The following is a 25,367-nucleotide window of genomic DNA, read 5'->3' as shown; positions in this document are numbered from 1 at the left end:
CATGTCAAAAGGGCATTCGCTACAAGACCCTTACTTGAATACTTTACGTAAAGAGAAAGTGGGGGTTTCCATCTACCTGGTGAACGGGATCAAACTGCAAGGCACGATCGAGTCGTTCGACCAGTTCGTTATCCTGCTGAAGAACACCGTCAGCCAGATGGTTTACAAACACGCTATCTCTACAGTCGTGCCGGTTCGTCCAATTCGTCTGCCAAGCGCAACCGAATCCGAAGCAGGTGACGCTGAGCCAGGTAACGCCTGATAGGAGTCTCCTTTGTTCTTTGAGCGCCACGGTGGTGGTGAACGAGTCATCCTCGTTCACTTGGATGGACAGGACCCTGAGGCGCGCGAAGATCCGCAGGAGTTTCAGGAACTGGCAAATTCGGCTGGCGCCGAGACCGTTGCGTTTTTTAACGTGCCGCGTCATCGGCCAACCGCCAAATACCTGATTGGCAGCGGCAAGGTCGAGGAACTGCGCGACCTGGTCCACGCCGAAGAAGCCGATCTGGTGATCTTCAATCACGTCCTCACGCCCAGTCAGGAACGTAACCTCGAACGTGTTTTCGAGTGTCGCGTGATCGACCGTACCGGTCTGATTCTCGATATTTTCGCCCAACGCGCCCGTACCCATGAGGGCAAGCTCCAGGTAGAACTGGCCCAGCTTGACCACATGAGCACCCGGCTGGTTCGCGGCTGGACTCACCTTGAGCGTCAGGGTGGCGGTATCGGCATGCGCGGCCCGGGTGAAACCCAGCTCGAAACCGACCGGCGACTGCTGCGGGTTCGCCTGCGCCAGATCAAGGGCCGTCTGGAAAAAGTGCGCAGCCAGCGCGAACAGTCGCGTCGTGGCCGCTCGCGTGCGGATATCCCTACCGTGTCTCTGGTGGGATACACCAACGCCGGCAAGTCCACGCTGTTCAATAACGTGACCAAGTCCGACGTGTACGCGGCTGACCAGCTGTTCGCCACGCTCGACCCGACCCTGCGCCGTCTGGATCTGGACGACCTGGGGCCGATTGTCCTGGCCGACACGGTAGGGTTCATCCGCCACTTGCCACACAAACTGGTCGAGGCATTTCGGTCTACGCTCGAAGAGTCGAGCAACTCCGATCTGCTGCTGCACGTGATCGATGCGGCCGAACCGGATCGCATGTTGCAGATCGAGCAGGTGATGGTAGTGCTGGGCGAGATCGGTGCCCAGGACTTGCCGATCCTCGAGGTCTATAACAAACTCGATTTGCTTGAAGGCGTTGAGCCACAAATCCAGCGCGATGAAAACGGCAAGCCCCAGCGGGTTTGGCTGTCGGCGCGTGATGGCACCGGTCTGGAATTGCTCGAGCAGGCGATTGCCGAGTTGTTGGGCAGCGACCTGTTCGTGGGAACCTTGCGCCTGCCTCAGCGGTTCGCGCGTCTGCGTGCGCAGTTCTTCGAACTGGGCGCGGTACAGAAAGAAGAACACGACGAAGAAGGGGTCAGCTTGCTGGCCGTTCGATTGCCACGCTCGGAGCTCAATCGACTGGTGAGTCGTGAAGGCGTTGTGCCGACGGAGTTCATCGAGCAACACACTTTGCAATAAAAGCCTGGCAAAGCGGTTGTGCCGCAACGGCAGGCATTCTGTAGCATTGGTCGGCGCGCCGTGGGTGCGTCTTTGCTTTATCAGATGGAGAGCGCTATGGCTTGGAATGAGCCGGGTGGCAACTCGAACAATCAGGATCCTTGGGGTGGCAAGCGTCGCAACAACGGCGACCGCAAGGGGCCGCCGGATCTCGACGAGGCCTTCCGAAAGCTGCAGGAAAGCCTGAACGGGTTGTTCGGTGGTGGAAAAAAACGCGGTGATGACGGTGGTGGCTCGGGCAAGAGCGGCGGCTTCGGCGGCCTGCTCGGCATCGGCCTTGTCGTGCTGGCGGCCGTCTGGCTGTATAGCGCGGTATATGTCGTGGACGAGCAGGAGCAAGCCGTGGTGCTGCGCTTCGGCAAGTACTACGAGACTGTCGGTCCCGGCCTGAACATCTACTTCCCGCCGATCGACAAGAAGTACATGGAGAACGTCACGCGTGAGCGTGCCTACACCAAGCAGGGCCAGATGCTGACCGAAGACGAGAACATCGTCGAAGTGCCGCTGACCGTGCAGTACAAGATCAGCAACCTGCAGGACTTCGTGCTGAACGTCGACCAGCCGGAAATCAGCCTGCAACATGCGACCGACAGTGCGCTGCGCCATGTGGTGGGTTCCACCGCGATGGACCAGGTGCTGACCGAAGGTCGTGAGCTGATGGCCAGCGAGATCAAGGAGCGTCTGCAACGCTTCCTCGATACCTATCGCACCGGTATCACCGTCACCCAGGTCAACGTACAGAGCGCAGCGGCACCGCGTGAAGTGCAGGAAGCTTTCGATGACGTGATCCGCGCCCGTGAAGACGAGCAGCGTTCGCGCAACCAGGCTGAAACCTACGCCAACGGCGTGGTGCCGGAAGCCCGTGGTCAGGCCCAGCGCATCCTCGAAGATGCCAACGGTTACCGTGACGAAACGGTCTCGCGGGCCAAGGGTGAGGCGGATCGCTTCACCAAGCTGGTTGCCGAGTATCGCAAGGCGCCCGAGGTCACTCGTCAGCGTCTATATCTGGACACCATGCAGGAAGTCTTCAGCAGCACCAGCAAGGTTCTCGTGACCGGCAACAAGAACGGCCAGAGCAACCTGCTTTACCTGCCGCTGGACAAGATGATTCAGAACAGTTCGGGCAGCAATGCACCGGTCACCGGTTCGGCTGCCGCCAGCAACAACACGGACGTCACGCCGCATGTCACTGACGTGCCGCAGTCGCGCACAAGGGAGACCCGCTGATGAGCAATAAATCGCTGATCGCCCTGATCGTTGGCGTTGTCGTGGTACTGGTTGGCTGGAACTGCTTCTACATCGTTGCTCAGACCGAGCGCGCGGTGTTGCTGCAATTCGGTCGCGTGGTTCAGGCTGACGTTCAGCCGGGTCTGCATGTGAAGGTTCCTTACGTTAACCAGGTGCGTAAATTCGACGCACGTCTGATGACGCTGGATGCACCGACACAACGCTTCCTGACGCTGGAAAAGAAAGCCGTGATGGTCGATGCCTACGCCAAGTGGCGCGTGAAGGATGCCGAGCGCTTCTACACCGCAACGTCCGGCCTCAAGCAGATCGCCGACGAGCGTCTGTCCCGTCGTCTGGAATCGGGCCTGCGTGACCAGTTTGGTAAACGCACCCTGCACGAAGTGGTATCCGGTGAGCGCGATGCGCTGATGGCCGATATCACCGCGTCGCTGAACAAGATGGCGGAGAAAGAGCTGGGTATCGAAGTGGTCGATGTCCGGGTCAAGGCCATCGATCTGCCGAAAGAAGTGAACCGCAGCGTGTTCGAACGTATGAGCACCGAGCGTGAGCGTGAAGCTCGCGAGCACCGCGCCAAGGGTAACGAGCTGGCCGAAGGCATCCGTGCCGACGCCGATCGTCAACGCCGCGTGCTGCTGGCTGAAGCCTATCGTGAATCCGAAGAGATTCGCGGTGACGGTGACGCCCAGGCCGCTGCGATCTACTCCAAGGCCTACGGCCAGGATCAGGAGTTCTACGGTTTCTACCGTAGCCTGCGTGCCTACCGTGAAAGCTTCGCGAACAAATCCGACGTCCTGGTCCTCGACCCAAGCAGCGACTTCTTCCGTTACCTGGAAAAGTCCAAGCCTTGATACGACGTTGACCTGAATCATTCCGCCCGGCGGCTAAAACCTCGGGCGGGGTGATCCTTTGGGAAAACGTGTGTATGATGCGGCAGCCGGGAAATTCCCGGCTTTTTTGCGTCTGCACGTTTGATTGCTGTTTTTGTTGCAGAAGATCGGGTTGAATGGCCCGACAGTTTTTCGAGGAAAGTGATGGGCGAAGCCGGTAACAGGCCTTTCGCCGCGTCGTTCATGCGCGTGCGTTTTGAACGGGCCGGTCATTTTCTGCTTCACTCAAGGCTCGCCCTCGGGCTGGCCGCCCGGATCTAAGGGGAATGGCGTAATGGCAACGGTAGACCGCTGGCTGCTGCCAGATGGCATCGAAGAAGTACTGCCACCGGAAGCGGCGCGCATTGAAGTCGCGCGTCGTCAGGTGTTGGATCTGTTCCAGAGCTGGGGTTACGAGTTTGTCGTGACTCCCCATATCGAGTACCTGGAATCCCTGCTGACCGGCGCGGGCCAGGACCTGGATCTGCGTACCTTCAAGGTCATCGACCCGCAATCGGGCCGGCAGATGGGATTCCGTGCCGACATCACGCCGCAAGTGGCGCGCATCGATGCGCACACCCTGCGTCGCGAAGGCCCGAGCCGTCTGTGCTACGCCGGCAGCGTGCTGCATGCCCAGCCGCGTGCCTTGTCGTCCTCGCGCAGCCCGATCCAGCTGGGTGCCGAGTTGTACGGCGATGCCAGCCCGAGCAGCGACGTCGAAGTCATCAGCCTGATGCTGGCGATGCTGCAACTGGCCGATGTGCCGGACGTGCACATGGACCTCGGGCATGTCGGCATCTACCGCGGTCTGGCCCAGGCGGCCGGTCTGTCGGGTGAAGTCGAGCAGCAGTTGTTCGATGCGTTGCAACGCAAGGCCATCGACGAGGTCATTACCTTGACCGAAGGCCTGCCGGCCGATCTGTCCGGCATGCTGCGCGCGCTGGTCGACCTGTGCGGCGGCCGTGAAGTCCTGACCGCTGCCCGCGAGCGTCTGGCCAATGCGCCGGCCCCGGTACTGGCGGCACTGGAAGACTTGCTGGCGATCGCCGAGCGTCTGTCGGCGCGCTTCCCGGAGCTGCCGCTGTACTTCGATCTGGGCGAGTTGCGCGGTTACCACTACCACACCGGTGTGGTGTTCGCGGTGTTCGTGCCGGGCGTTGGCCAGTCCATCGCTCAGGGCGGTCGTTACGACGACATCGGCGCCGACTTCGGTCGCGCCCGTCCGGCCACCGGCTTCTCCACCGATTTGAAAACCCTGGTGACCCTGGGGCGTGCTGAGATCGAGCTACCGTCTGGCGGTATCTGGATGCCTGACAGTACGGATGCGGCACTCTGGCAGCAGGTTTGCCAGTTGCGCAGTGAGGGTCAGCGTGTCGTTCAGGCATTGCCTGGACAACCTTTGGCCGCCGCCCGTGATGCGGACTGCGACCGGCAATTGATCCAGCAGAACGGGCTTTGGCAAGTATCGCCACTGGCTTCTTGAGTTTTCCTGCCGGCTGAAGCCGGCACCAAGTTTGCGCGAATGAGGACAAGTGTTATGGGTAAGAATGTCGTAGTCCTGGGCACCCAATGGGGTGATGAGGGCAAAGGCAAGATCGTTGATCTGCTGACCGAACATGCTGCCGCCGTAGTGCGCTACCAGGGTGGCCACAACGCCGGTCACACTCTGGTGATCGATGGTGAAAAAACCGTCTTGCACCTGATCCCGTCGGGCGTGCTGCGCGAAGGCGTGCAGTGCCTGATCGGCAACGGCGTGGTGGTTGCACCCGACGCCCTGCTGCGCGAGATCACCAAGCTGGAAGAGAAAGGCGTACCGGTGCGCGAGCGCCTGCGCATCAGCCCTTCCTGCCCGTTGATCCTGTCCTTCCACGTGGCACTGGACCAGGCCCGTGAAAAGGCCCGCGGCGAGCTGAAGATCGGTACGACCGGTCGCGGCATCGGCCCGGCATACGAAGACAAGGTTGCACGTCGCGGCCTGCGTGTTGGCGATCTGCTCAACATGCCGCGCTTTGAAGACAAGCTGCGTGAACTGGTGGACTACCACAACTTCATGCTGGTCGGTTACTACAAAGAGCCTGCCATCGAGTTCGAAAAGACTCTGGCCGAGTGCAAGGAATACGCCGAGCTGCTCAAGCCGCTGATGCTGGACGTGACTGCCGAGCTGCACGACCTGCGTCGCGCCGGCAAAGACATCATGTTCGAAGGCGCCCAAGGTTCGTTGCTCGACATCGACCACGGTACCTACCCGTACGTGACCAGCTCCAACACCACCGCCGGTGGCGTGGCGACCGGTTCGGGTGTTGGCCCGATGTTCCTGGACTACATCCTGGGCATCACCAAGGCTTACACCACTCGCGTAGGTTCGGGTCCATTCCCGACTGAGCTGTTCGACGAAGTGGGCGCGCACCTGGCCAAGCAAGGTCACGAGTTCGGTGCTACCACCGGCCGTGCCCGTCGTTGCGGGTGGTTCGACGCCGTTATCCTGCGTCGCGCTATCGATGTGAACAGCATCTCCGGCATCTGCCTGACCAAGCTGGACGTACTCGACGGCCTGGAAACCATCAACATCTGCACCGGCTACAAAGATGCACAAGGCAACGCCGTTGCTCCAACTGACGCTGACAGCTACGTAGGCCTGCAGCCTGTGTACGAAGAAGTGCCGGGCTGGACCGAATCGACCGTGGGTGCCAAAACCCTGGAAGAGCTGCCGGCCAACGCTCGTGCCTACATCAAACGCGTTGAAGAGTTGATCGGCGCGCCGATCGACATTATTTCGACGGGTCCGGATCGCAACGAAACCATCGTTCTGCGTCATCCGTTCGCTTGATAAGTCGTTGATGTAAAAACACAAAGGCCCCTTCATCGGGGCCTTTGTCGTTTATGCCTGTTGGACGGCATGACCTTTGCTGTGATTCTGTCTACAAGAGTGCCATCAAATTAATGGCGTCAGAAGTAGAGGGATTCAAAGTGTCAGCCGTTCTCTCACTGTTACAAAGCCGTCTGTTGCGGCCTGTGTTCGTTACCCTTGGTATCGCCCTTTTGGTGCAAGTGCTGGTGGCCGTCGCCCTGACGCGGAGCACCGTCACCGCGCTGGAAGCCGATCTCGGCTCTCGTCTGGGCGCCGACAGCCAGAAGTTGTCCGGTGAACTGGAGCAGGCCGGGCGCGAAGTCACGTCGAGCCTCGACAGCCTCTCCTCGAGTACCCGTCAGCGTCTTACCGCCGGTCTTTCCTCGCGTCTGAAGGAAGAGCAGGCGCAACTGCGTGCGACTCTGGAAAAAGACCTGAAGGATTCGGCCAATGACATGGCCCAGTTGCTGGCCTCGGTGGCGCCTCGCGCCATGTGGGACAGCGACGTGCCGACCTTGTCCGAGTTCGCCCGCCGGGCCCAGCGCAATCCCAACGTGCTGTTCGTGGTGTATGACGACGCCACCGGCCAGCATCTGACCCGCTACCTCAACCGCGAAAACCCGATCAACAAGGCCCTTTTGGAAAAAGGCCAGGGTGAGCGGGCGCTGGATAAAGTGCTGGATGCGGCGAAGAATGATCCGTCGGTCTACTACCTCGAAGCCTCGATCAACCCCAATGGCGTGGAAATCGGCAAGGTGCTGATGGGTGTCTCGACTGCTTCGGTCGAAACCGATCTGGCGGCGCTCGATCAGCGCTTCACGGCGTTGATTGCCAGCAGCGATCAACTGGTCGGTGACAGCCTCAAAGGCGCTGCTGCCGACAGCGCCACCGCCATGCGCGCGCGCCTGCAATCGGCGCAATCCACGGCTGCCGAAATGAAGGCCAACACCACCAGTACAGTGCAGGACGCAGCAGCAACTCTGCGCTGGCGTATCGGCATGGGTCTGGCGCTGGTCGGTGCCGGGGTGCTGTTGCTGCTGGCGGTGGTGCTCGGTCATCGAGTGGTCAATCGCCTGAAGATGCTCAACGCCGCCATGGATGATCTGGCAGCAGGTGAGGGCGATCTGACCAAACGCGTGCAGATCAACAGCAAGGACGAAATCGGCGACATGGCGTCGGCGGTCAACCGCTTTGTGGACAAGTTGCAGCCGATCGTGCGCGAGGCCGGGGATGTGGCTCAGCGTACCGGTGTGGAAATCGGTGCGATGACCTTGCGCAATGCCGGTGCCGATGCGGCGGCCGGAATGCAGCGTGATGAAGTGGCCGAAAGTTTGCGGGCTCTGTCGCAAATGGCCGATGAAGCGCAATCGGAAAGCCATGCGATGCAGGCTGCGTTGAAGCAGGTGGTGGATATTCGCCAGGCCACCGACGAGAACACTCGCACTTCGGCCAAGGTCGGCAGCCTGATCGAGGCGCTGGCGGGGCAGGTCGATACCGGGGCGAAAGTCATCGAGCGGCTGGCGCAGCAGAGCGAGCAGATCGAAGTGGTGCTGACCGTGATTCACGGCATCGCCGAGCAGACCAACCTGCTGGCGCTCAACGCGGCCATCGAAGCCGCCCGGGCCGGCGAGACCGGACGCGGGTTTGCAGTGGTGGCGGATGAAGTCCGCGCGTTGGCGAGCAAGACCCAAAGCTCCACGGGCGACATTCAGGCGCATATCGTGGCGCTGCAGCAGGGTGCCCGTGAGGCGGTCGAGGCGATCGGTCAGGCCGGGCGTCAGGCCAGCGAAGGTTTGCTGGTGCTGCGTGACAGCGCACGGTTGCAGCAATCGGTGCAGGCGTCGGTCGAGCAGGTGCATGCGGCGATTGGCCTGGCGACTCAGGCCGCGGCGCATCAGGCGCAGGGCGCGCAGGCCGTGCGTGGGCGGGTCGAGACGATCCATGCCCAGGCCGAGAAAGCCGCCCAGGCGGTGGTCGAGACCACGGCCAGCGGCAAGGTGCTGGATGGTTTGGCGGCGCAGCTCAAGGCCAGTCTGGGGCAGTTCCGGGCCTGATAGTCCGGGCAAAAAAAATCGCAGCCTCGGCTGCGATTTTTTTATCGGCTCAAATACATCCGGGTCGTCAGCAGGTACACCGGCAATCCCGACACCACAATCAACAACGCCGCATAAGGCGCCGCTGCTGCGAACTCGACATTCGCGGTGTGCGCCCAGACTTCGGTCGCTAATGTGTTGAGCCCCGTCGGACTCAACAGCAGTGTCGCCGTCAGTTCTTTCATGGCATCCAGAAACACCAGAGCGAACGCCGCACCCAGTGCCGGGAAGATGATCGGCAGGGTCACTCGACAGAACGCCGTGAATGAAGAAGCGCCCAGCGTGCGGGCGGCTTCTTCGAGTTGCGGAGCCGCCTTGTTCAACGCCGTGCGGATCGGCGCCTGAGCGAGCGGCAGAAACAGCAGCGCATAAGCGATCAGCAACAGCGCGGAGGTCTGGTACAGCGCCGGCACGTAATGCAGGGCGAAATACACCAGCGTCAGGGCGATCACCAATCCCGGCAGGGCGTGCAGCAGATAGGGCAGGCGCTCGGCCCAGATCGCCAGCTGACCTTTATAGCGCACCACCAGCAGTCCGACCGGTACCGCCAGCACCAGACACAATCCCGCGCCACCCAGCGATAGTGCCAGTGACGACAGCAATGCTTCGGTGATTGCTGCCACCGGGAAGGCTGCTGACGACCCCACGGCGAGCCAGTAGGCCAGCATGCCCAGCGGAATCCCGCTGCCGACAATCGCCAGCATCAGGCAATACAGCTGACCGGCAATCGCCCAAGGCCCGAGTCGCACTTGTTCAGCCCGACGCGCCGCGCCCTGGCCAGTGCGCACATGACGGCCCTTGCCGCGCACGCGCAACTCCAGCCACAACAGCATCAGGCACAGCGCCAGCAACACTGCCGACAGCATTGCCGCGTTGGCATTGCTGAATTCCAGTTCGAATTGCTGATAGATCGCGGTGGTGAAGGTTTGCAGGCCGATGATCGACAGTGCGCCGAATTCCACCAGCATGTGCAATGCGATCAGCAATGAGCCGGCCAGCAGCGAAGGCCAGAGCAGGGGCAGGGTGACGCGGAAAAACACGCCCCAGCGATTCTGTCCCAGTGTGCGAGCCGACTCTTCAAGGGAGGGATCAAGATTGCGCAGTGTGGCGGCCACTGGCAGAAAGATCAGCGGGTACTTCGACAGGCTCATCACAAGAATCGCCCCGCCGAGTCCTTCGAACTGCGCGCTGAGCGAAACCCAGGTGAAGCTGCTGACAAATGCCGGCACCGCGAACGGCAGGCAAAGAATCACGCCCCACAGCCGTCGGCCTGGCAGATTGCTGCGCTCCAGCAACCACGCCAGCGACAGGCCGATCACGCCACAGGTCACGGTTACGCCAACCATCAGCGCCAGCGTGTTGCGCAGCAGGCTGAACACATACGGGCGCCACAGCAAGTGCAGCGCCTCGGACCAGCCTGCTTGCCAGGCTTTGAGCCCGACGTAGGCCAGCGGCAACAGGCTCATGACCACCAGCAACAACACCGGCAGCACCAGCCAGATCGACGGCCGCTTGCGCCGTGGCACGTAACCCCCGCGTGTAGCGGGGGCGGATAACGATGCGGTCATCAGTTCAGGCCAACTTCGCGTTCCAGCTCCAAAGCTTCTTCGGCATTACCGAGATCGGCCGGCGTGACGTCCGGCGCTTCCAGTTCACTGAAAGGTTTGAGGCCGCGATCCGATTCCATGCCTTTATGCAGCGGGTATTCGGCGGTGGTCTGGGTGATCACGCGCTGGCCTTCTTCGCTGGCCATGTAGGCGAGGAATTGCTGGGCTTCTTTTGGATGTTTGCTGGATTTCAGCACGGCTGCGCTGGACACGGTGATCAGGCCGCCAACGTCACCGCCGGTGAAGTAATGCAGTTTCGAATCAAGCTGGCCTTTTTCCCGTTGCAGGGCGAACCAGTAATAGTTGTTCACCAGCACGGTGGCGACTTCGCCGTTTTCCACAGCCTTGAGGGCGACCATGTTGTTGCTGTAGGTCTTGCCGAAGGCGCGCAGACCGGTCAGCCATTCTTCGGCGGCTTCGCGGCCGTGTTTCTTGATGATGGCGACAGCCTGTTCCTGGAACGCGCCGCTGGTCGGTACGAAACCGACCTTGCCTTGCCACTGCGGGTCGGCGAAATCCAGTACCGATTTCGGCAGGTCCTTTTCATCGACCAGTTTCGGGTTGAAGGCCACTACACGAACCCTGGCGGTGACGCCGATCCAGGTGCCGTTACCGGCGACGTATTCTTTCGGCAGAACGGCGAGGGTCGCGTCGTCGGCCTTGGCCAGCAGGCCTTGCTCGCCGAGGTTGTTCAGCGGCGGGGATTCTTCGGTGTAGATGACGTCGGCGGGGGAGCGGTCGCCTTCTTCGATGATCTGGCTGGCCAGCTGATTGCTGCTGCCCTTGCGGACATTGACGTGAATGCCGGTCTTGGCTTCGAAGGCTTTGGCGATCGCGTCGCCGACTTCCTTGTGTTGACCGTTGTAGAGAGTCAGGGAAACCGCGTCGGCAGCCTGGGTGAGGGGAGTGGCGAGTGCCAGGCCGAGCAGGGTGAAGGTCAAGCCGCGGCGCAGGGTATTTCGAAACATCATTCGCAGGGTTCCTCACTGTCGCATTGCAAAAACTTGCAACAATGATAAACGATATTGTTTCTCAAGTGCGCCTTGCGGGGAGGGAGTTGGTCTGGTAGGCGTTGGGGCTCAGACTTTTCCAGCCCCCGAAAACGCAAAAACCCGCTTTCGCGGGTTTTTGTGAGATTCAAGATCGTGACCTTGAATTTGAATTGGTGCCCAGAAGAAGACTCGAACTTCCACGACCGTAAGGTCACCAGCACCTGAAGCTGGCGTGTCTACCAATTTCACCATCTGGGCTTCATCTTCAGCGTTGCCGCTGTTGATGTGGCGCACTATACGGAGCGCCTTTTGATCTGTAAACCCCTGATTTGATTTTAATAAATCATTTTCAGAAAAAAGGCGGGGCGCAGAATGCAAAAAACCCGCTTTCGCGGGTTTTTGTGTGAGTCTTGAAACTGATCTAGTCTCAAACTCGAAATTGGTGCCCAGGAGAAGACTCGAACTTCCACGACCGTAAGGTCACCAGCACCTGAAGCTGGCGTGTCTACCAATTTCACCACCTGGGCATCTCGTCAACGTGTGTACGTCGTCGATGGCGCGCACTATACGGAGCGCCTTTTTAACTGTAAACCCCTGCCAGCAAAAAAAATGATTTTTTTTACCAGCGGTGTTCAAAACGCCCTCCAAGCGTCGATACAAGGCTCCAGACGCGTCTTATATAGTCGGAAATTTCCCGTTTGATGGCGCCTATGCCAAACTAACCCGCATATAGACAAGGTGAAAACTCTCTAATGGCCGATTGGCAGTCCCTCGATCCCGAGGCCGCTCGTGAAGCGGAAAAATATGAAAACCCTATTCCCAGCCGCGAACTGATCCTTCAGCACCTTGCTGATCGGGGTTCGCCTGCTGCCCGCGAGCAACTGGTCGAAGAGTTTGGTCTGACCACAGAAGACCAGATCGAAGCCCTGCGCCGCCGCCTGCGCGCCATGGAGCGCGACGCTCAACTGATCTACACCCGCCGTGGCACGTATGCGCCGGTGGACAAGCTCGACCTGATCCTCGGCCGCATCAGCGGTCACCGCGACGGTTTCGGCTTCCTGGTGCCGGATGACGGCTCCGACGACCTGTTCATGAGTCCGGCGCAAATGCGTCTGGTGTTCGATGGCGACCGTGCCCTGGCCCGTGTGTCCGGCCTGGACCGTCGCGGTCGTCGCGAAGGCGTGATCGTCGAAGTGGTGTCCCGTGCCCACGAGAGCATCGTCGGCCGTTACTTCGAAGAAGGCGGTATCGGCTTCGTCGTTGCGGACAACCCGAAGATCCAGCAGGAAGTGCTGGTCACCCCGGGCCGCAACGCCAACGCCCAGATCGGTCAGTTCGTCGAGGTGAAAATCACCCACTGGCCGACCCCGCGCTTCCAGCCGCAAGGTGACGTGATCGAAGTCGTCGGCAACTACATGGCGCCGGGCATGGAAATCGATGTCGCCCTGCGTACCTACGACATTCCGCACGTCTGGCCTGAAGCCGTGCTGAAGGAAGCCGGCAAGCTCAAGCCGGAAGTCGAAGAGAAAGACAAAGAGAAGCGCGTCGACCTGCGCCATCTGCCGTTCGTCACCATCGACGGCGAAGATGCCCGCGACTTCGACGACGCGGTCTACTGCGAAGCCAAACCAGGCAAACTGCGCCTGTTCTCCGGCGGCTGGAAGTTGTACGTGGCGATTGCCGACGTTTCCAGCTACGTGAAGATCGGTTCGGCTCTGGACAATGAAGCCCAGGTGCGCGGCAACTCGGTGTACTTCCCCGAGCGCGTGGTGCCGATGCTGCCGGAGCAGCTCTCCAACGGCCTGTGCTCGCTGAATCCACATGTCGATCGTCTGGCCATGGTTTGCGAGATGACCATCTCCAAGTCCGGCGAAATGACCGACTACTGCTTCTATGAAGCGGTGATCCATTCCCACGCTCGTCTGACCTACAACAAGGTCAGCGCGATGCTGGAAACGCCGAAGGCTACCGAAGGTCGCAAGCTGCGCGGTGAATACACCGACGTCTTGCCGCATCTGAAGCAGCTCTACGCGCTGTACAAGGTATTGCTGGCTGCCCGTCACGTGCGTGGCGCGATCGATTTCGAAACTCAGGAAACCCGGATCATCTTCGGTTCCGAGCGCAAGATTGCCGAAATCCGTCCGACCACCCGTAACGATGCACACAAGCTGATCGAGGAATGCATGCTGGCGGCCAACGTGGCCACCGCCGAATTCCTGAAGAAGCACGAAATCCCTGCGCTGTACCGCGTCCACGACGGCCCGCCACCGGAGCGTCTGGAAAAACTGCGCGCGTTCCTCGGTGAGCTCGGTCTGTCCCTGCACAAAGGCAAGGATGGTCCGTCGCCGAAGGATTATCAGGCCCTGTTGGCCAGCATCAAGGACCGTCCGGATTTCCACCTGATCCAGACCGTGATGCTGCGTTCCCTGAGCCAGGCGGTGTACAGCGCCCAGAACGAAGGCCACTTCGGCCTGAATTACGAAGCTTATACCCACTTCACCTCGCCGATCCGTCGTTACCCGGACCTGCTCACGCACCGGGCGATCCGCAGCGTGATCCATTCGAAACAGGATACTCCGCACGTTCGTCGTGCCGGGGCGATGACCATTCCGAAGGCGCGCATCTATCCGTACGACGAAGCAGCGCTGGAGCAACTCGGCGAGCAGTGCTCGATGAGCGAGCGCCGTGCCGATGAAGCGACCCGCGACGTAGTGAACTGGCTCAAGTGCGAGTTCATGAAAGACCGCGTGGGCGAATCGTTCCCGGGCGTGATCACCGCTGTGACCGGTTTCGGCCTGTTCGTCGAGCTGACCGATATCTACGTCGAAGGTCTGGTGCACGTTACGGCGCTGCCGGGCGACTACTACCACTTCGACCCTGTGCATCACCGCCTGGCGGGCGAGCGCACCGGTCGCAGCTTCCGTCTTGGCGATACCGTTGAAGTGCGCGTGATGCGCGTCGATCTCGACGAGCGCAAGATCGACTTCGAGATGGCTGAAAAAACCATCAGCGCGCCGATCGGCCGCAAGAAGCGTGGCGCCGAAACGACTGCTCCTGCAGCCAAGGTTGTGGAAGAAAAAGCTCCGGCAAAATCCACCAGCCGTCGTCCGGCCAAGGAAAAGGTTGCCGAGGCTTATCGCCCGAGCGACGCCGTGGCGAAAAACGCCGAGCTGCGCAAAAGCCGTGAAATGAAGAAGGCCTTGCTGGCCGACGCCAAAAACGGTGGTAAAGCGGCGTCCGGGGGAAAGACCGGACGGTCGGCGCCTGAAAAGGCCTCCGGCGGCAAGCCAGCCAAACCGAGCAAACACCGTAAAGGCCCGCCGAAAGCGGGTTCCGCTCCAGCCAAAAGTGGCGGGGCGCGTAAACCGAAGGCGAAGTCATGAGTCAGTTGGAAAAAATCTACGGCGTTCACGCGGTAGAAGCGTTGCTGCGTCACCACCCTAAACGCGTCAAGCAGATCTGGCTGGCTGAAAGCCGCAACGATCCGCGCGTGCAGACGCTGATCGAACTGGCCAACGAAAACCGGGTTCAGATCGGTCAGGCCGAGCGCCGTGAAATGGATGCCTGGGTCGAAGGCGTGCACCAGGGCGTGGTGGCGGACGTCAGTCCGAGCCAGGTCTGGGGCGAAGCGATGCTCGACGAGCTGCTCGATCGCACCGAAGGCGCACCGCTGTTGCTGGTGCTTGACGGCGTGACCGACCCGCACAACCTCGGCGCCTGCCTGCGTTCGGCGGACGCTGCCGGTGCGCTGGCGGTCATCGTGCCAAAAGACAAGTCAGCCACCCTGACCCCTGTGGTGCGTAAAGTGGCTTGCGGCGCGGCGGAAGTGATTCCGCTGGTGGCCGTCACCAACCTTGCGCGTACCCTGGAAAAGCTTCAGCAGCGCGGGTTGTGGATTGTCGGCACGGCGGGTGAGGCCGAGGTCAGCATCTATGACCAGGACCTGACCGGCCCGACCATCCTGATCATGGGCGCCGAAGGCAAAGGCATGCGTCGCCTGACCCGCGAGCATTGCGATTACCTGGTACACCTGCCGATGGCTGGTAGCGTCAGCAGTCTCAACGTCTCGGTTGCGACCGGCGTGTGCCTGTTCGAAGCCCAGCGCCAACGCGGTGCGAAGGCCAAGGCAGCTGCCAAAAAAGCTTAAGCATCACGCCTTTCAAAATGTGGGAGCGAGCCTGCTCGCGAAGCGGAGTTACATTCAGCATCATTGTTGGATGTTAAGCCGCCATCGCGAGCTGGCTCGCTCCCACAGTGCTTTGTGGGGTGACCCGGATTGGTGACTGTTCAAATAATCACCAATTGCCTTGCACCTCTTCAGTCCCTTCTCTACAATTGCGCCCCTTGCTGTGGCGGCAGGCATGCATGTGCCCCGCGCCAGCAAGTCCATAAGTGTCATTCACTCCTTGTCTGACCGTTTTTGAGCGGCAGGCTACAACCCGTAAGGAGCATTCATGCGTCATTACGAAATCATCTTTCTGGTCCACCCTGACCAGAGCGAGCAAGTCGGCGGCATGGTTGAGCGTTACACCAAGCTGATCGAAGAAGACGGCGGCAAAATCCACCGTCTGGAAGACTGGGGCCGTCGTCAACTGGCCTACGCAATCAACAATGTTCACAAGGCTCACTACGTGATGCTGAACGTTGAGTGCACCGGCAAGGCCCTGGCCGAGCTGGAAGACAACTTCCGCTACAACGATGCTGTGATCCGTAACCTGGTCATCCGTCGCGACGAAGCCGTTACCGGCCAGTCCGAGATGCTCAAGGCTGAAGAAAACCGCAGTGAGCGCCGTGAGCGTCGCGAACGTCCTGAGCACGATGGCAGCGCCGATGGCGATGACAGCGATAGCGACAGCGACAACAGCGATAACGCTGACGAGTAATCCACGGACCTTTTAAGGAGCCTATCAAATGGCACGTTTCTTCCGTCGTCGTAAATTCTGCCGCTTCACCGCTGAAGACGTGAAGGAGATCGATTACAAAGATCTCAACACTCTGAAAGCCTACGTATCCGAGACCGGCAAAATCGTTCCAAGCCGCATCACCGGTACCAAAGCTCGTTATCAGCGTCAGCTGGCCACCGCTATCAAGCGCGCCCGCTTCCTGGCCCTGCTGGCCTACACCGACAGCCACGGCCGCTGAGACCGGGCAGTCGACAAGTAGCAAAGGATTGAATGCATGCGTGCCTTAGCTGAGTTCATCATGCGCGGCCGTATGCAGGCCACTCTCGTAGTGGCCGGGTGTGCAACATTGCCGTTGTTGTATTGGTTGGGTGCTGCCGCCGGGAGCCTGGTGCTTCTGCGGCGCGGATTGACCGACGCCCTGGGCGTCGTGTCGCTGGGACTGCTGCCGGCATTGATCTGGTGGTTGTATGCCGATGACCCACGGGCACTTCTGGTGCTGCTGGGGTCTTCGGGGCTTGCGCTGGTGTTGCGCGCAAGCGAGTCCTGGGTCCGCACGCTGCTGGTCAGCGTAGCCATGGGGCTGGTGTTTTCAGTGGTGCTCGGGGCGGCGTTTGCGCCCCAGATCGAGATGCTGGCGCAGGCCTTGGTAAAGGTCATGCCCGCGCTTCTCGGTGATGCCTACCAACAATTGTCGGTAGACGAGCAGGCGCGTTTCGCGTCGCTGATCGCACCGGTCCTGACCGGCCTGATTGCGGCCTTGTTGCAGATCGTCAGCGTGCTGAGCCTGATTGTCGGGCGTTACTGGCAGGCGTTGTTGTACAACCCGGGTGGTTTTGGTCGCGAGTTTCGCGCCATCCGGATCCCGCTGGGACCGGCGATGTTACTGCTGGCGTTGATGCTTCTGGGCCCGAATCTCGGTGCACAGATGGCCATGTTGACGCCGTTGTGCAGTGTACCGCTGGTGTTCGCCGGGCTGGCCCTGATTCACGGGCTGGTGGCGCAAAGGCGACTGGCCGGTTTCTGGCTGGTGGGGTTGTACGTGACGCTGTTGCTGTTCATGCAGCTGATCTATCCGTTGCTCGTGGTTCTGGCCATTGTCGACAGCCTGATTGATTTTCGCGGTCGGGTGTCGAAAGACACCGATAACGCGAACGGTGAAGGTTAAAAGTTAAGAGGATTTCCACATGCAACTGATCCTTCTGGAAAAAATCGCCAACCTGGGCAACCTTGGCGACAAAGTAAACGTTAAGGCCGGTTACGGCCGTAACTACCTGCTGCCTTTCGGCAAAGCCACCGCTGCGACCGCTGCCAACCTGGCTGCGTTCGAAGAGCGTCGCGCTGAGCTGGAAAAAGCCGCCGCAGACCGTAAAGCATCGGCTGAAAGCCGTGCTGCCCAACTGGCCGAGCTGGAAGTGACCATCACTGCCACCGCTGGCGACGAAGGCAAGCTGTTCGGTTCGATCGGTACTCACGACATCGCTGACGCACTGACCGCCTCCGGCGTTGAAGTTGCGAAAAGCGAAGTTCGTCTGCCGAACGGCACCATCCGCAACGTGGGTGAATTCGACGTGGCTGTGCACCTGCACGCCGAAGTTGAAGCCACCGTACGCGTTGTCGTGGTAGCAGCTTAAGCAACACCCTGATCGACTGGCGGCTTGTCCGTCAGACGGTTAACATCGGGCACGATCCTGTTTACAGGTCGTGCCCTTTGTCTTTCTGCACCCCCTGCTTTTCCTGATTAAAAAGTGGCCATGAACGAAATCTCCGCTCCCGAGCAATACGATCTGCAAACCGCCGCGCTGAAGGTGCCGCCGCATTCCATCGAGGCCGAACAGGCCGTGCTCGGTGGTCTGATGCTGGACAACAACGCATGGGAACGTGTGCTCGATCAAGTCTCCGACGGCGATTTCTACCGACATGACCACCGTCTGATTTTCCGTGCGATCGCCAAACTGGCCGATCAGAACCTGCCGATCGACGTCGTGACCCTTGCCGAGCAACTGGACAAGGAAGGTCAGACCTCGCAGGTCGGCGGCCTCGGTTACCTTGGCGAGCTGGCGAAAAACACGCCGTCCGTCGCCAACATCAAGGCCTATGCGCAGATCGTCCGCCAGCGTGCGACGTTGCGTCAGCTGATCGGTATCAGCACCGAAATTGCCGACAGCGCCTTCAACCCCGAAGGCCGCACCGCCGAGGAAATCCTCGACGAAGCCGAGCGGCAGATTTTCGCGATTGCCGAGGCCCGGCCAAAAACCGGCGGTCCGGTGGGCGTGAATGACCTGTTGACCAAGGCCATCGACCGCATCGACACCCTGTTCAACACCGCCGACTCGATCACCGGCCTGTCCACCGGCTACACCGACCTCGACGAGAAGACCAGCGGCCTGCAACCGGCCGACTTGATCATCGTCGCCGGCCGTCCGTCGATGGGTAAGACCACCTTCGCGATGAACCTGGTGGAAAACGCCGTACTGCGCAGCGACAAGGTGGTGCTGGTGTACTCCCTCGAGATGCCAGGTGAATCGCTGATCATGCGTATGCTGTCGTCCCTCGGTCGTATCGACCAGACCAAGGTGCGTTCCGGCCAGCTGGAAGACGACGACTGGCCGCGCCTGACCTCGGCGGTCAACCTGCTCAACGACCGCAAGCTGTTCATCGATGACACCGCCGGCATCAGCCCGTCGGAGATGCGTGCCCGGACCCGGCGTCTGGTGCGCGAGCACGGCGACATCGGCCTGATCATGATCGACTACCTGCAGCTGATGCAGATCCCCGGCTCCAGCGGTGACAACCGGACCAACGAGATTTCCGAGATCTCCCGATCCCTGAAAGCCCTGGCCAAGGAATTCAACTGCCCGGTAGTCGCCCTGTCGCAGCTCAACCGTTCCCTGGAACAACGTCCCAACAAGCGTCCGGTGAACTCCGACTTGCGGGAATCCGGAGCGATCGAGCAGGACGCCGACGTGATCATGTTCGTGTACCGGGACGAGGTGTATCACCCGGAAACCGAACACAAGGGCATCGCCGAAATCATCATCGGCAAGCAGCGGAACGGCCCGATCGGCTTCATCCGCCTGGCCTTCATTGGCAAGTACACCCGCTTCGAAAACCTCGCGCCGGGCAGCTATAACTTCGACGACGACGAGTAAGTCTGTCGTCGTCTGAAAGCCCCTGATATTTCCGACCACAGCCGTCGGAATTGGTCATTTTTTGTGCTATATTCCGCGCCCGCGATTTTGCACCTCAACACCGGTCATCGACATGCAAGCAGCCAAGCCGTTATTTGACTATCCAAAATATTGGGCCGAATGTTTCGGGCCAGCGCCGTTCCTGCCGATGAGCAGGGAGGAGATGGATCAGCTTGGCTGGGATTCCTGCGACATCATCATTGTCACGGGTGATGCCTACGTCGATCACCCGTCGTTCGGCATGGCGATCATCGGCCGGCTGCTGGAGTCGCAAGGCTTCCGCGTCGGGATCATCGCGCAGCCTAACTGGCAGTCCAAAGACGACTTCATGAAGCTCGGCGAGCCGAACCTGTTCTTCGGCGTCGCGGCCGGCAACATGGACTCGATGATCAACCGCTACACCGCGGACAAGAAAATCCGTTCCGACGACGCCTACACTCCGGGCGGCATGGCCGGCAAACGTCCGGACCGCGCGAGTCTGGTTTACAGCCAGCGCTGCAAGGAAGCCTACAAGCACGTGCCGATCGTGCTCGGCGGCATCGAAGCCTCCCTGCGCCGCATCGCCCACTACGACTACTGGCAGGATCGCGTGCGCAATTCGATTCTGATCGATGCCAGCGCCGACATCCTGCTGTACGGCAACGCCGAACGCGCGATTGTCGAAGTCGCCCAGCGTCTGTCCTACGGTCACAAGATCGAAGACATCACCGATGTGCGCGGCACCGCGTTCATCCGTCGCGACACGCCGGCGGGCTGGTACGAAGTCGACTCCACGCGGATCGACCGTCCGGGCAAGATCGACAAGATCATCAACCCGTACGTCAATACCCAGGATACTCAGGCCTGCGCGATCGAGCAGGAGAAGGGTCCGGTTGAAGATCCGGAAGAAGCCAAGGTCGTACAGATCCTGGCAAGTCCCAAGATGACCCGCGACAAGACCGTGATCCGCCTGCCGTCGATGGAAAAGGTGCGTAACGATCCGGTCCTGTACGCCCACGCCAACCGCGTGCTGCACCTGGAAACCAACCCGGGCAACGCCCGTGCGCTGGTGCAGAAGCATGGCGAGATCGACGTCTGGTTCAACCCGCCGCCGATTCCGATGACCACCGAAGAAATGGACTACGTGTTCGGCATGCCTTACGCACGTGTTCCGCACCCTGCGTACGGCAAGGAAAAGATCCCGGCCTACGACATGATCCGTTTCTCGGTAAACATCATGCGTGGCTGCTTCGGTGGCTGCACTTTCTGCTCGATCACCGAGCACGAAGGCCGGATCATCCAGAACCGCTCCGAAGAGTCGATCATTCGCGAAATCGAAGAGATCCGCGACAAGGTGCCGGGATTCACCGGCGTCATTTCCGACCTCGGCGGCCCGACCGCGAACATGTACCGCATCGCCTGCAAGAGCCCGGAAATCGAATCCGCGTGCCGCAAGCCGTCCTGCGTGTTCCCGGGCATCTGCCCGAACCTGAACACCGACCACTCGTCGCTGATTCAGCTGTACCGCAGCGCCCGTGCCTTGCCGGGTGTGAAGAAGATTTTGATCGCCTCCGGCCTGCGTTACGACCTCGCGGTCGAGTCGCCGGAGTACGTCAAGGAGCTGGTGACCCACCACGTCGGCGGTTACCTGAAGATCGCCCCGGAACACACCGAGGAAGGTCCGCTCAACCAGATGATGAAACCGGGGATCGGCACGTACGATCGCTTCAAGCGCATGTTCGAGAAGTACACCAAGGAAGCCGGGAAAGAGCAGTACCTGATTCCGTACTTCATTGCCGCGCACCCGGGCACCACCGACGAAGACATGATGAACCTGGCCCTGTGGCTCAAGGGCAACGGTTTCCGTGCCGACCAGGTGCAGGCGTTCTACCCGTCGCCGATGGCCACCGCCACCGCGATGTACCACTCGGGCAAGAACCCGCTGCGCAAGGTCACCTACAAGAGCGACGGCGTGACCATCGTCAAGAGCGAGGAGCAGCGTCGTCTGCACAAAGCGTTCCTGCGTTATCACGACCCGAAAGGCTGGCCGATGCTGCGTGAAGCGCTGACCCGCATGGGCCGCGCCGACCTGATCGGGCCGGGCAAGCACCAGTTGATCCCGCTGCATCAGCCGGCCACCGACAGCTACCAGAGTGCCCGTCGCAAGAACTCGACGCCGGCCGGCAGCCACAAGGTCGCGAAAGAGAAGACCACCAAGATCCTCACCCAGCACACCGGTCTGCCTCCACGCGCCAGCGACGGCGGCAATCCTTGGGACAAGCGTGAACAGGCCAAGGCCGCGGCATTCGCCCGCAACCAGCAGGCCGCCAAGGAGCGCAAGGAAGCCGCTAAAGGCAAAGGGCCGAAACCGGCACGCAAGCCGGTCGTACCGCGCTAACGAGAACGCCAACCTTCGGGTTGGCGTTTTGCATTTAGGAGCTAAATGATCGTTCCCACGTCGAACCGTCTGCGTGGGAATGCCTCCAGGGACGCAGAGCGTCACGGGCTGCATTCCTACGCGGGAGCGTGGGAACGATCAAGTATCCGGCCGCTTTCGCAACATTTGCGTGCAACTGTGCCAAACCATTTCAACGCATCGCCCGATTTTGGTGCTGTACTGCCCTAAGCATTCCGGGAAAGCGCCCAAGCCTCTGCATGGCATAAGTCTTGCGCGCTTTCAAATACGCTTGGGCTCGCAGGAGGCACGCCGTGTCGATTCATGTCGCATTGCATCACGTCACGCATTACCGCTACGACCGCGCTGTCGAACTCGGCCCGCAGATCGTGCGGCTGCGCCCGGCTGCCCACAGCCGCACGCGGATTCTGTCCTATTCACTGAAAGTCTCGCCCGAGCAGCACTTCATCAACTGGCAGCAGGACCCTCAGGGTAACTACCTCGCACGGCTGGTGTTCCCCGAGAAAACCGCCGAACTGCGGATCGAGGTCGATCTGCTGGCCGAGATGGCGGTGTTCAACCCGTTCGACTTTTTCCTCGAGCCCTACGCCGAGAAAATCCCCTTCGCCTACGCCGCCGATGAACGCAAGGAGCTGGCGCCGTACCTCGAAACCCTGCCGCTGACGCCGAAATTCAAGGCCTATCTGGACGCCATCGACCGCACGCCGCTGCCGGCCGTGGATTTCCTGGTGGCGCTCAACCAGCGTTTGAGCGAAGACATCAATTACCTGATCCGCATGGAGCCGGGCGTACAGACCCCGGAACACACCCTCGAACACGCCTCCGGTTCCTGCCGTGATTCGGCGTGGCTGCTGGTGCAACTGCTGCGCAATCTCGGGCTGGCGGCGCGTTTTGTCTCCGGTTACCTGATTCAACTGACCGCCGACGTGAAAAGCCTCGACGGGCCGTCCGGCACCGAAGTGGACTTCACCGACCTGCACGCGTGGTGCGAAGTGTATCTGCCCGGCGCCGGCTGGATCGGCCTTGATGCGACTTCCGGACTGTTCGCCGGTGAAGGGCATATCCCGCTGGCCTGCAGTCCCGATCCGTCCTCGGCCGCGCCGATCAGTGGGCTGGTGGAGCCTTGCGAATGCGAGTTCAGCCACGAAATGTCCGTGGAGCGGATCTGGGAAGCGCCGCGGGTCACCAAGCCCTACACCGATGAGCAATGGCTGGCGATCCAGACGCTGGGCCGGCAGATCGATGCCGATCTGCTGGAAGGCGATGTGCGCCTGACCATGGGCGGCGAACCGACCTTCGTATCCATCGACGACCCCGACGGCGCCGAATGGAACACCGCTGCGCTTGGGCCGGACAAACGCCGGCTCTCCGCCGAACTGTTCCAGCGCCTGCGCAAGCATTACGCGCCCAAAGGGCTGGTGCATTTCGGCCAGGGCAAGTGGTATCCCGGCGAGCAACTGCCGCGCTGGTCGCTGAATTGCTACTGGCGCCGCGACGGTGTGCCGATCTGGCACAACAACGCGTTGATTGCCGATGAGCAGCAGGATTACGGCGCTGATGGCGCACTGGCCGGGCGCTTTCTGGCGAGCGTCGCCGAACGCCTGAAACTGCCGACACGCTTCGTCTTCCCGGCCTACGAAGACAATTTCTATTACCTCTGGCGCGAGGGCGCCTTGCCGAGCAACGTCAGCGCCGAAGACTCGCGCCTGGAGGAGCCGCTGGAACGTGCGCGACTGCGCAAGGTGTTCAGTCAGGGGTTGGACAAGATCATCGGCCAGGTGCTGCCGCTGGCGCGCACCGCCAAGGGCGATCAATGGCAGAGTGGGCGCTGGTATCTGCGCGATGAGCATTGCCGGTTGGTGCCGGGAGATTCGCCGCTCGGCTATCGCCTGCCATTGGGTTCGCAACCTTGGGTGAAGGCGGCAGAGTATCCGTTCATTCATCCGAACGATCCGAATCAGGACTTCCCCGGGCTGCCCGAAACATCGCAGCTCAACGATCACCGTGAGCCCGCTCCGGCGGACGAGCGTGTGCCGAAGATCGACGAGTCCGCCGACTGGCTGACCCGCACCGCGTTCTGCGCGGAGGCCCGGGAAGGCCGGTTGTATCTGTTCATGCCGCCGCTGGAACGGGTCGAGGATTATCTGGAGCTGGTGGCCGCCATTGAAGCCACCGCCGAGGAGCTGCATTGTCCGGTATTGCTGGAAGGCTACGAGCCGCCGAGCGATCCGCGCCTGAGCAATTTTCGCATCACCCCGGATCCCGGCGTGATCGAGGTTAACGTGCAGCCGTCGGCGACCTGGGACGAGTTGGTCGAACGCACCGAGTTTCTGTACGAAGAAGCGCGCCAGACCCGACTGTCCACCGAGAAATTCATGGTTGACGGGCGACATACCGGAACCGGCGGCGGCAACCATTTCGTCCTCGGCGGCGCGACACCGGGTGACTCACCGTTTCTGCGCCGCCCGGACCTGCTGCGTAGCCTGATCAGCTACTGGCACAACCATCCATCGCTGTCCTACCTGTTTTCCGGCCTGTTCATCGGCCCGACCTCTCAGGCGCCGCGGATCGACGAAGCGCGCAACGATGCGCTGTATGAACTGGAAATCGCTTTCGCGCAAATGCCGGCGCCGGGAGAAGACTGCCCGCCGTGGTTGGTCGACCGTTTGCTGCGCAATCTGCTGATCGACGTTACCGGCAACACCCATCGCGCCGAGTTCTGCATCGACAAGCTGTATTCACCGGATGGCTCCACCGGGCGCCTCGGGTTGCTGGAGTTGCGTGGTTTCGAGATGCCACCCCATGCGCGCATGAGCCTGGCGCAGCAGCTGTTGTTGCGAGCGCTGGTGGCGCGGTTCTGGCGCGAGCCCTATGCGCCGCCGAAACTGGCGCGCTGGGGTACGGAGCTGCACGACCGCTTCATGCTGCCGCACTTCATCGAGCAGGACTTCGCCGACGTCATCGTCGAGCTCAACAATGCCGGTTACCCCCTGCGTGCGGAATGGTTCGCGGCGCACCTTGAGTTCCGTTTTCCCAAGGTCGGCGATTACGCCGTCAACGGTATCGAGCTGGAATTGCGTCAGGCCCTTGAACCCTGGCACGTGCTGGGCGAGGAGGGCGCGGCGGGCGGTACGGTGCGCTACGTCGACTCATCGCTGGAGCGCTTGCAGGTCAAACTCACGGGGCTGCCGCCGCAGCGTTATCTGCTGACCTGCAATGGAATACCGGTGCCGCTGCAATCGACCGGCCGGGTGGGCGAGTTTGTCGCCGGTGTGCGTTTCCGCGCGTGGCAACCGGCCAATTGCCTGCAACCGACGATCCCGGTGCATGCGCCGCTGGTGTTCGACCTGCTCGATACCTGGATGCAGCGCTCGCTGGGCGGCTGCCAGTACCACGTCGCCCATCCGGGTGGGCGCAATTACGAAACGCTGCCGGTCAACGCCAACGAAGCAGAGAGCCGGCGTATGGCGCGGTTCTTCCGCATCGGACACACGCCGGGGAAACTTCCGATACCGAACCTGACAACCTCCGACGAGCTACCGATGACTCTCGATTTACGACGTTTTTGATTCGTACACGACCCCCGGATTTTTCGTATATCCGGGCGTCAT

At 60.9% G+C, this 25,367-nt stretch carries 18 protein-coding genes and 2 tRNA genes; 16 read left to right on the top strand and 4 right to left on the bottom strand.

What is annotated here, in order from left to right; genetic code table 11:
- Position 1 precedes the first annotated feature (1 nt).
- From hfq to GQX66_RS28090, 7 genes are all read left to right on the top strand, one after another.
- Positions 2 to 262, top strand: coding sequence for an RNA chaperone Hfq (gene hfq, locus GQX66_RS28120; RefSeq protein WP_007902656.1), 261 nt, complete (start codon positions 2 to 4; stop codon positions 260 to 262).
- Positions 263 to 274: 12 nt separating this feature from the next.
- Positions 275 to 1,576, top strand: coding sequence for a ribosome rescue GTPase HflX (gene hflX, locus GQX66_RS28115; protein WP_007950725.1), 1,302 nt, complete (start codon positions 275 to 277; stop codon positions 1,574 to 1,576).
- 96 nt (positions 1,577 to 1,672) lie between these two features.
- Complete coding sequence (hflK, locus tag GQX66_RS28110; protein WP_039766653.1) at positions 1,673 to 2,842, top strand: FtsH protease activity modulator HflK; 1,170 nt, start codon at positions 1,673 to 1,675, stop codon at positions 2,840 to 2,842.
- Positions 2,842 to 3,711, top strand: a complete 870-nt coding sequence (gene hflC, locus GQX66_RS28105) for a protease modulator HflC (protein ID WP_007950723.1) — start codon at positions 2,842 to 2,844, stop codon at positions 3,709 to 3,711. Before hflK ends, hflC begins: the two co-directional genes overlap by 1 nt.
- 313 nt (positions 3,712 to 4,024) lie before the next feature.
- Complete coding sequence (locus GQX66_RS28100) at positions 4,025 to 5,212, top strand: ATP phosphoribosyltransferase regulatory subunit (RefSeq protein WP_102686781.1); 1,188 nt, start codon at positions 4,025 to 4,027, stop codon at positions 5,210 to 5,212.
- Positions 5,213 to 5,266: 54 nt separating this feature from the next.
- Entirely contained in the window at positions 5,267 to 6,556 is a 1,290-nt protein-coding gene (locus tag GQX66_RS28095) for an adenylosuccinate synthase (RefSeq protein ID WP_085711159.1), read from the top strand.
- Positions 6,557 to 6,696: 140 nt separating this feature from the next.
- Positions 6,697 to 8,631, top strand: coding sequence for a methyl-accepting chemotaxis protein (locus GQX66_RS28090; RefSeq protein WP_240872100.1), 1,935 nt, complete (start codon positions 6,697 to 6,699; stop codon positions 8,629 to 8,631).
- A gap of 41 nt (positions 8,632 to 8,672) precedes the next feature.
- Here the strand turns inward: GQX66_RS28090 and GQX66_RS28085 are convergent, their stop codons facing one another.
- The 4 genes from GQX66_RS28085 to GQX66_RS28070 form a co-directional block, all read right to left on the bottom strand.
- Entirely contained in the window at positions 8,673 to 10,238 is a 1,566-nt protein-coding gene (locus tag GQX66_RS28085; protein ID WP_085746510.1) for an iron ABC transporter permease, read from the bottom strand.
- Positions 10,238 to 11,248, bottom strand: a complete 1,011-nt coding sequence (locus GQX66_RS28080; protein ID WP_085746511.1) for an extracellular solute-binding protein — start codon at positions 11,246 to 11,248, stop codon at positions 10,238 to 10,240. Before GQX66_RS28080 ends, GQX66_RS28085 begins: the two co-directional genes overlap by 1 nt.
- A 192-nt stretch (positions 11,249 to 11,440) precedes the next feature.
- Positions 11,441 to 11,527 (bottom strand) — tRNA-Leu (locus GQX66_RS28075).
- A 182-nt stretch (positions 11,528 to 11,709) separates the two neighbouring features.
- Positions 11,710 to 11,796: transfer RNA gene (locus GQX66_RS28070), tRNA-Leu, on the bottom strand.
- 225 nt (positions 11,797 to 12,021) lie between these two features.
- On the opposite strand from GQX66_RS28070, the gene rnr reads away from it, so the two are divergent.
- The 9 genes from rnr to GQX66_RS28025 all read left to right on the top strand — a co-directional run bounded on the left by rnr (position 12,022) and on the right by GQX66_RS28025 (position 25,325).
- Positions 12,022 to 14,652 carry a ribonuclease R gene (gene rnr, locus GQX66_RS28065; RefSeq protein WP_102716970.1) on the top strand — a complete coding sequence of 877 codons (2,631 nt, stop codon included), beginning with the start codon at positions 12,022 to 12,024 and terminating at the stop codon, positions 14,650 to 14,652.
- Positions 14,649 to 15,416 (top strand): 23S rRNA (guanosine(2251)-2'-O)-methyltransferase RlmB, encoded by a 768-nt coding sequence (gene rlmB, locus GQX66_RS28060; RefSeq protein WP_007950704.1) that lies wholly within the window; start codon positions 14,649 to 14,651, stop codon positions 15,414 to 15,416. Before rnr ends, rlmB begins: the two co-directional genes overlap by 4 nt.
- A 307-nt stretch (positions 15,417 to 15,723) precedes the next feature.
- On the top strand, positions 15,724 to 16,152 hold the full coding sequence (gene rpsF / locus GQX66_RS28055; protein ID WP_007950702.1) for a 30S ribosomal protein S6: 429 nt from the start codon (positions 15,724 to 15,726) through the stop codon (positions 16,150 to 16,152).
- 28 nt (positions 16,153 to 16,180) lie between these two features.
- A complete protein-coding gene (rpsR, locus tag GQX66_RS28050; RefSeq protein WP_002551829.1) occupies positions 16,181 to 16,411 on the top strand; it encodes a 30S ribosomal protein S18 in 231 nt (76 codons plus the stop codon).
- Positions 16,412 to 16,447: 36 nt separating this feature from the next.
- On the top strand, positions 16,448 to 17,338 hold the full coding sequence (locus GQX66_RS28045) for a hypothetical protein (RefSeq protein ID WP_039766674.1): 891 nt from the start codon (positions 16,448 to 16,450) through the stop codon (positions 17,336 to 17,338).
- Between the two features lie 19 nt (positions 17,339 to 17,357).
- A complete protein-coding gene (gene rplI, locus GQX66_RS28040; RefSeq protein WP_003186385.1) occupies positions 17,358 to 17,804 on the top strand; it encodes a 50S ribosomal protein L9 in 447 nt (148 codons plus the stop codon).
- A gap of 120 nt (positions 17,805 to 17,924) precedes the next feature.
- A complete protein-coding gene (gene dnaB, locus GQX66_RS28035; protein WP_011332193.1) occupies positions 17,925 to 19,322 on the top strand; it encodes a replicative DNA helicase in 1,398 nt (465 codons plus the stop codon).
- A 112-nt stretch (positions 19,323 to 19,434) separates the two neighbouring features.
- Positions 19,435 to 21,738: a YgiQ family radical SAM protein gene (locus tag GQX66_RS28030; RefSeq protein ID WP_011332195.1), complete on the top strand. Its 2,304-nt coding sequence runs from the start codon at positions 19,435 to 19,437 to the stop codon at positions 21,736 to 21,738.
- 311 nt (positions 21,739 to 22,049) lie between these two features.
- On the top strand, positions 22,050 to 25,325 hold the full coding sequence (locus GQX66_RS28025) for a transglutaminase family protein (protein ID WP_085746513.1): 3,276 nt from the start codon (positions 22,050 to 22,052) through the stop codon (positions 25,323 to 25,325).
- The last annotated feature ends 42 nt before the right edge of the window (positions 25,326 to 25,367 follow it).

It is taken from the genome of Pseudomonas sp. B707, assembly GCF_022496685.1.
GTDB classification, from domain to species: Bacteria; Pseudomonadota; Gammaproteobacteria; order Pseudomonadales; family Pseudomonadaceae; genus Aquipseudomonas; species Aquipseudomonas paraglycinae.
The sequence above is the reverse complement of the archived record's forward strand: the minus strand, read 5'-3'. Positions and strand labels throughout refer to the sequence as shown.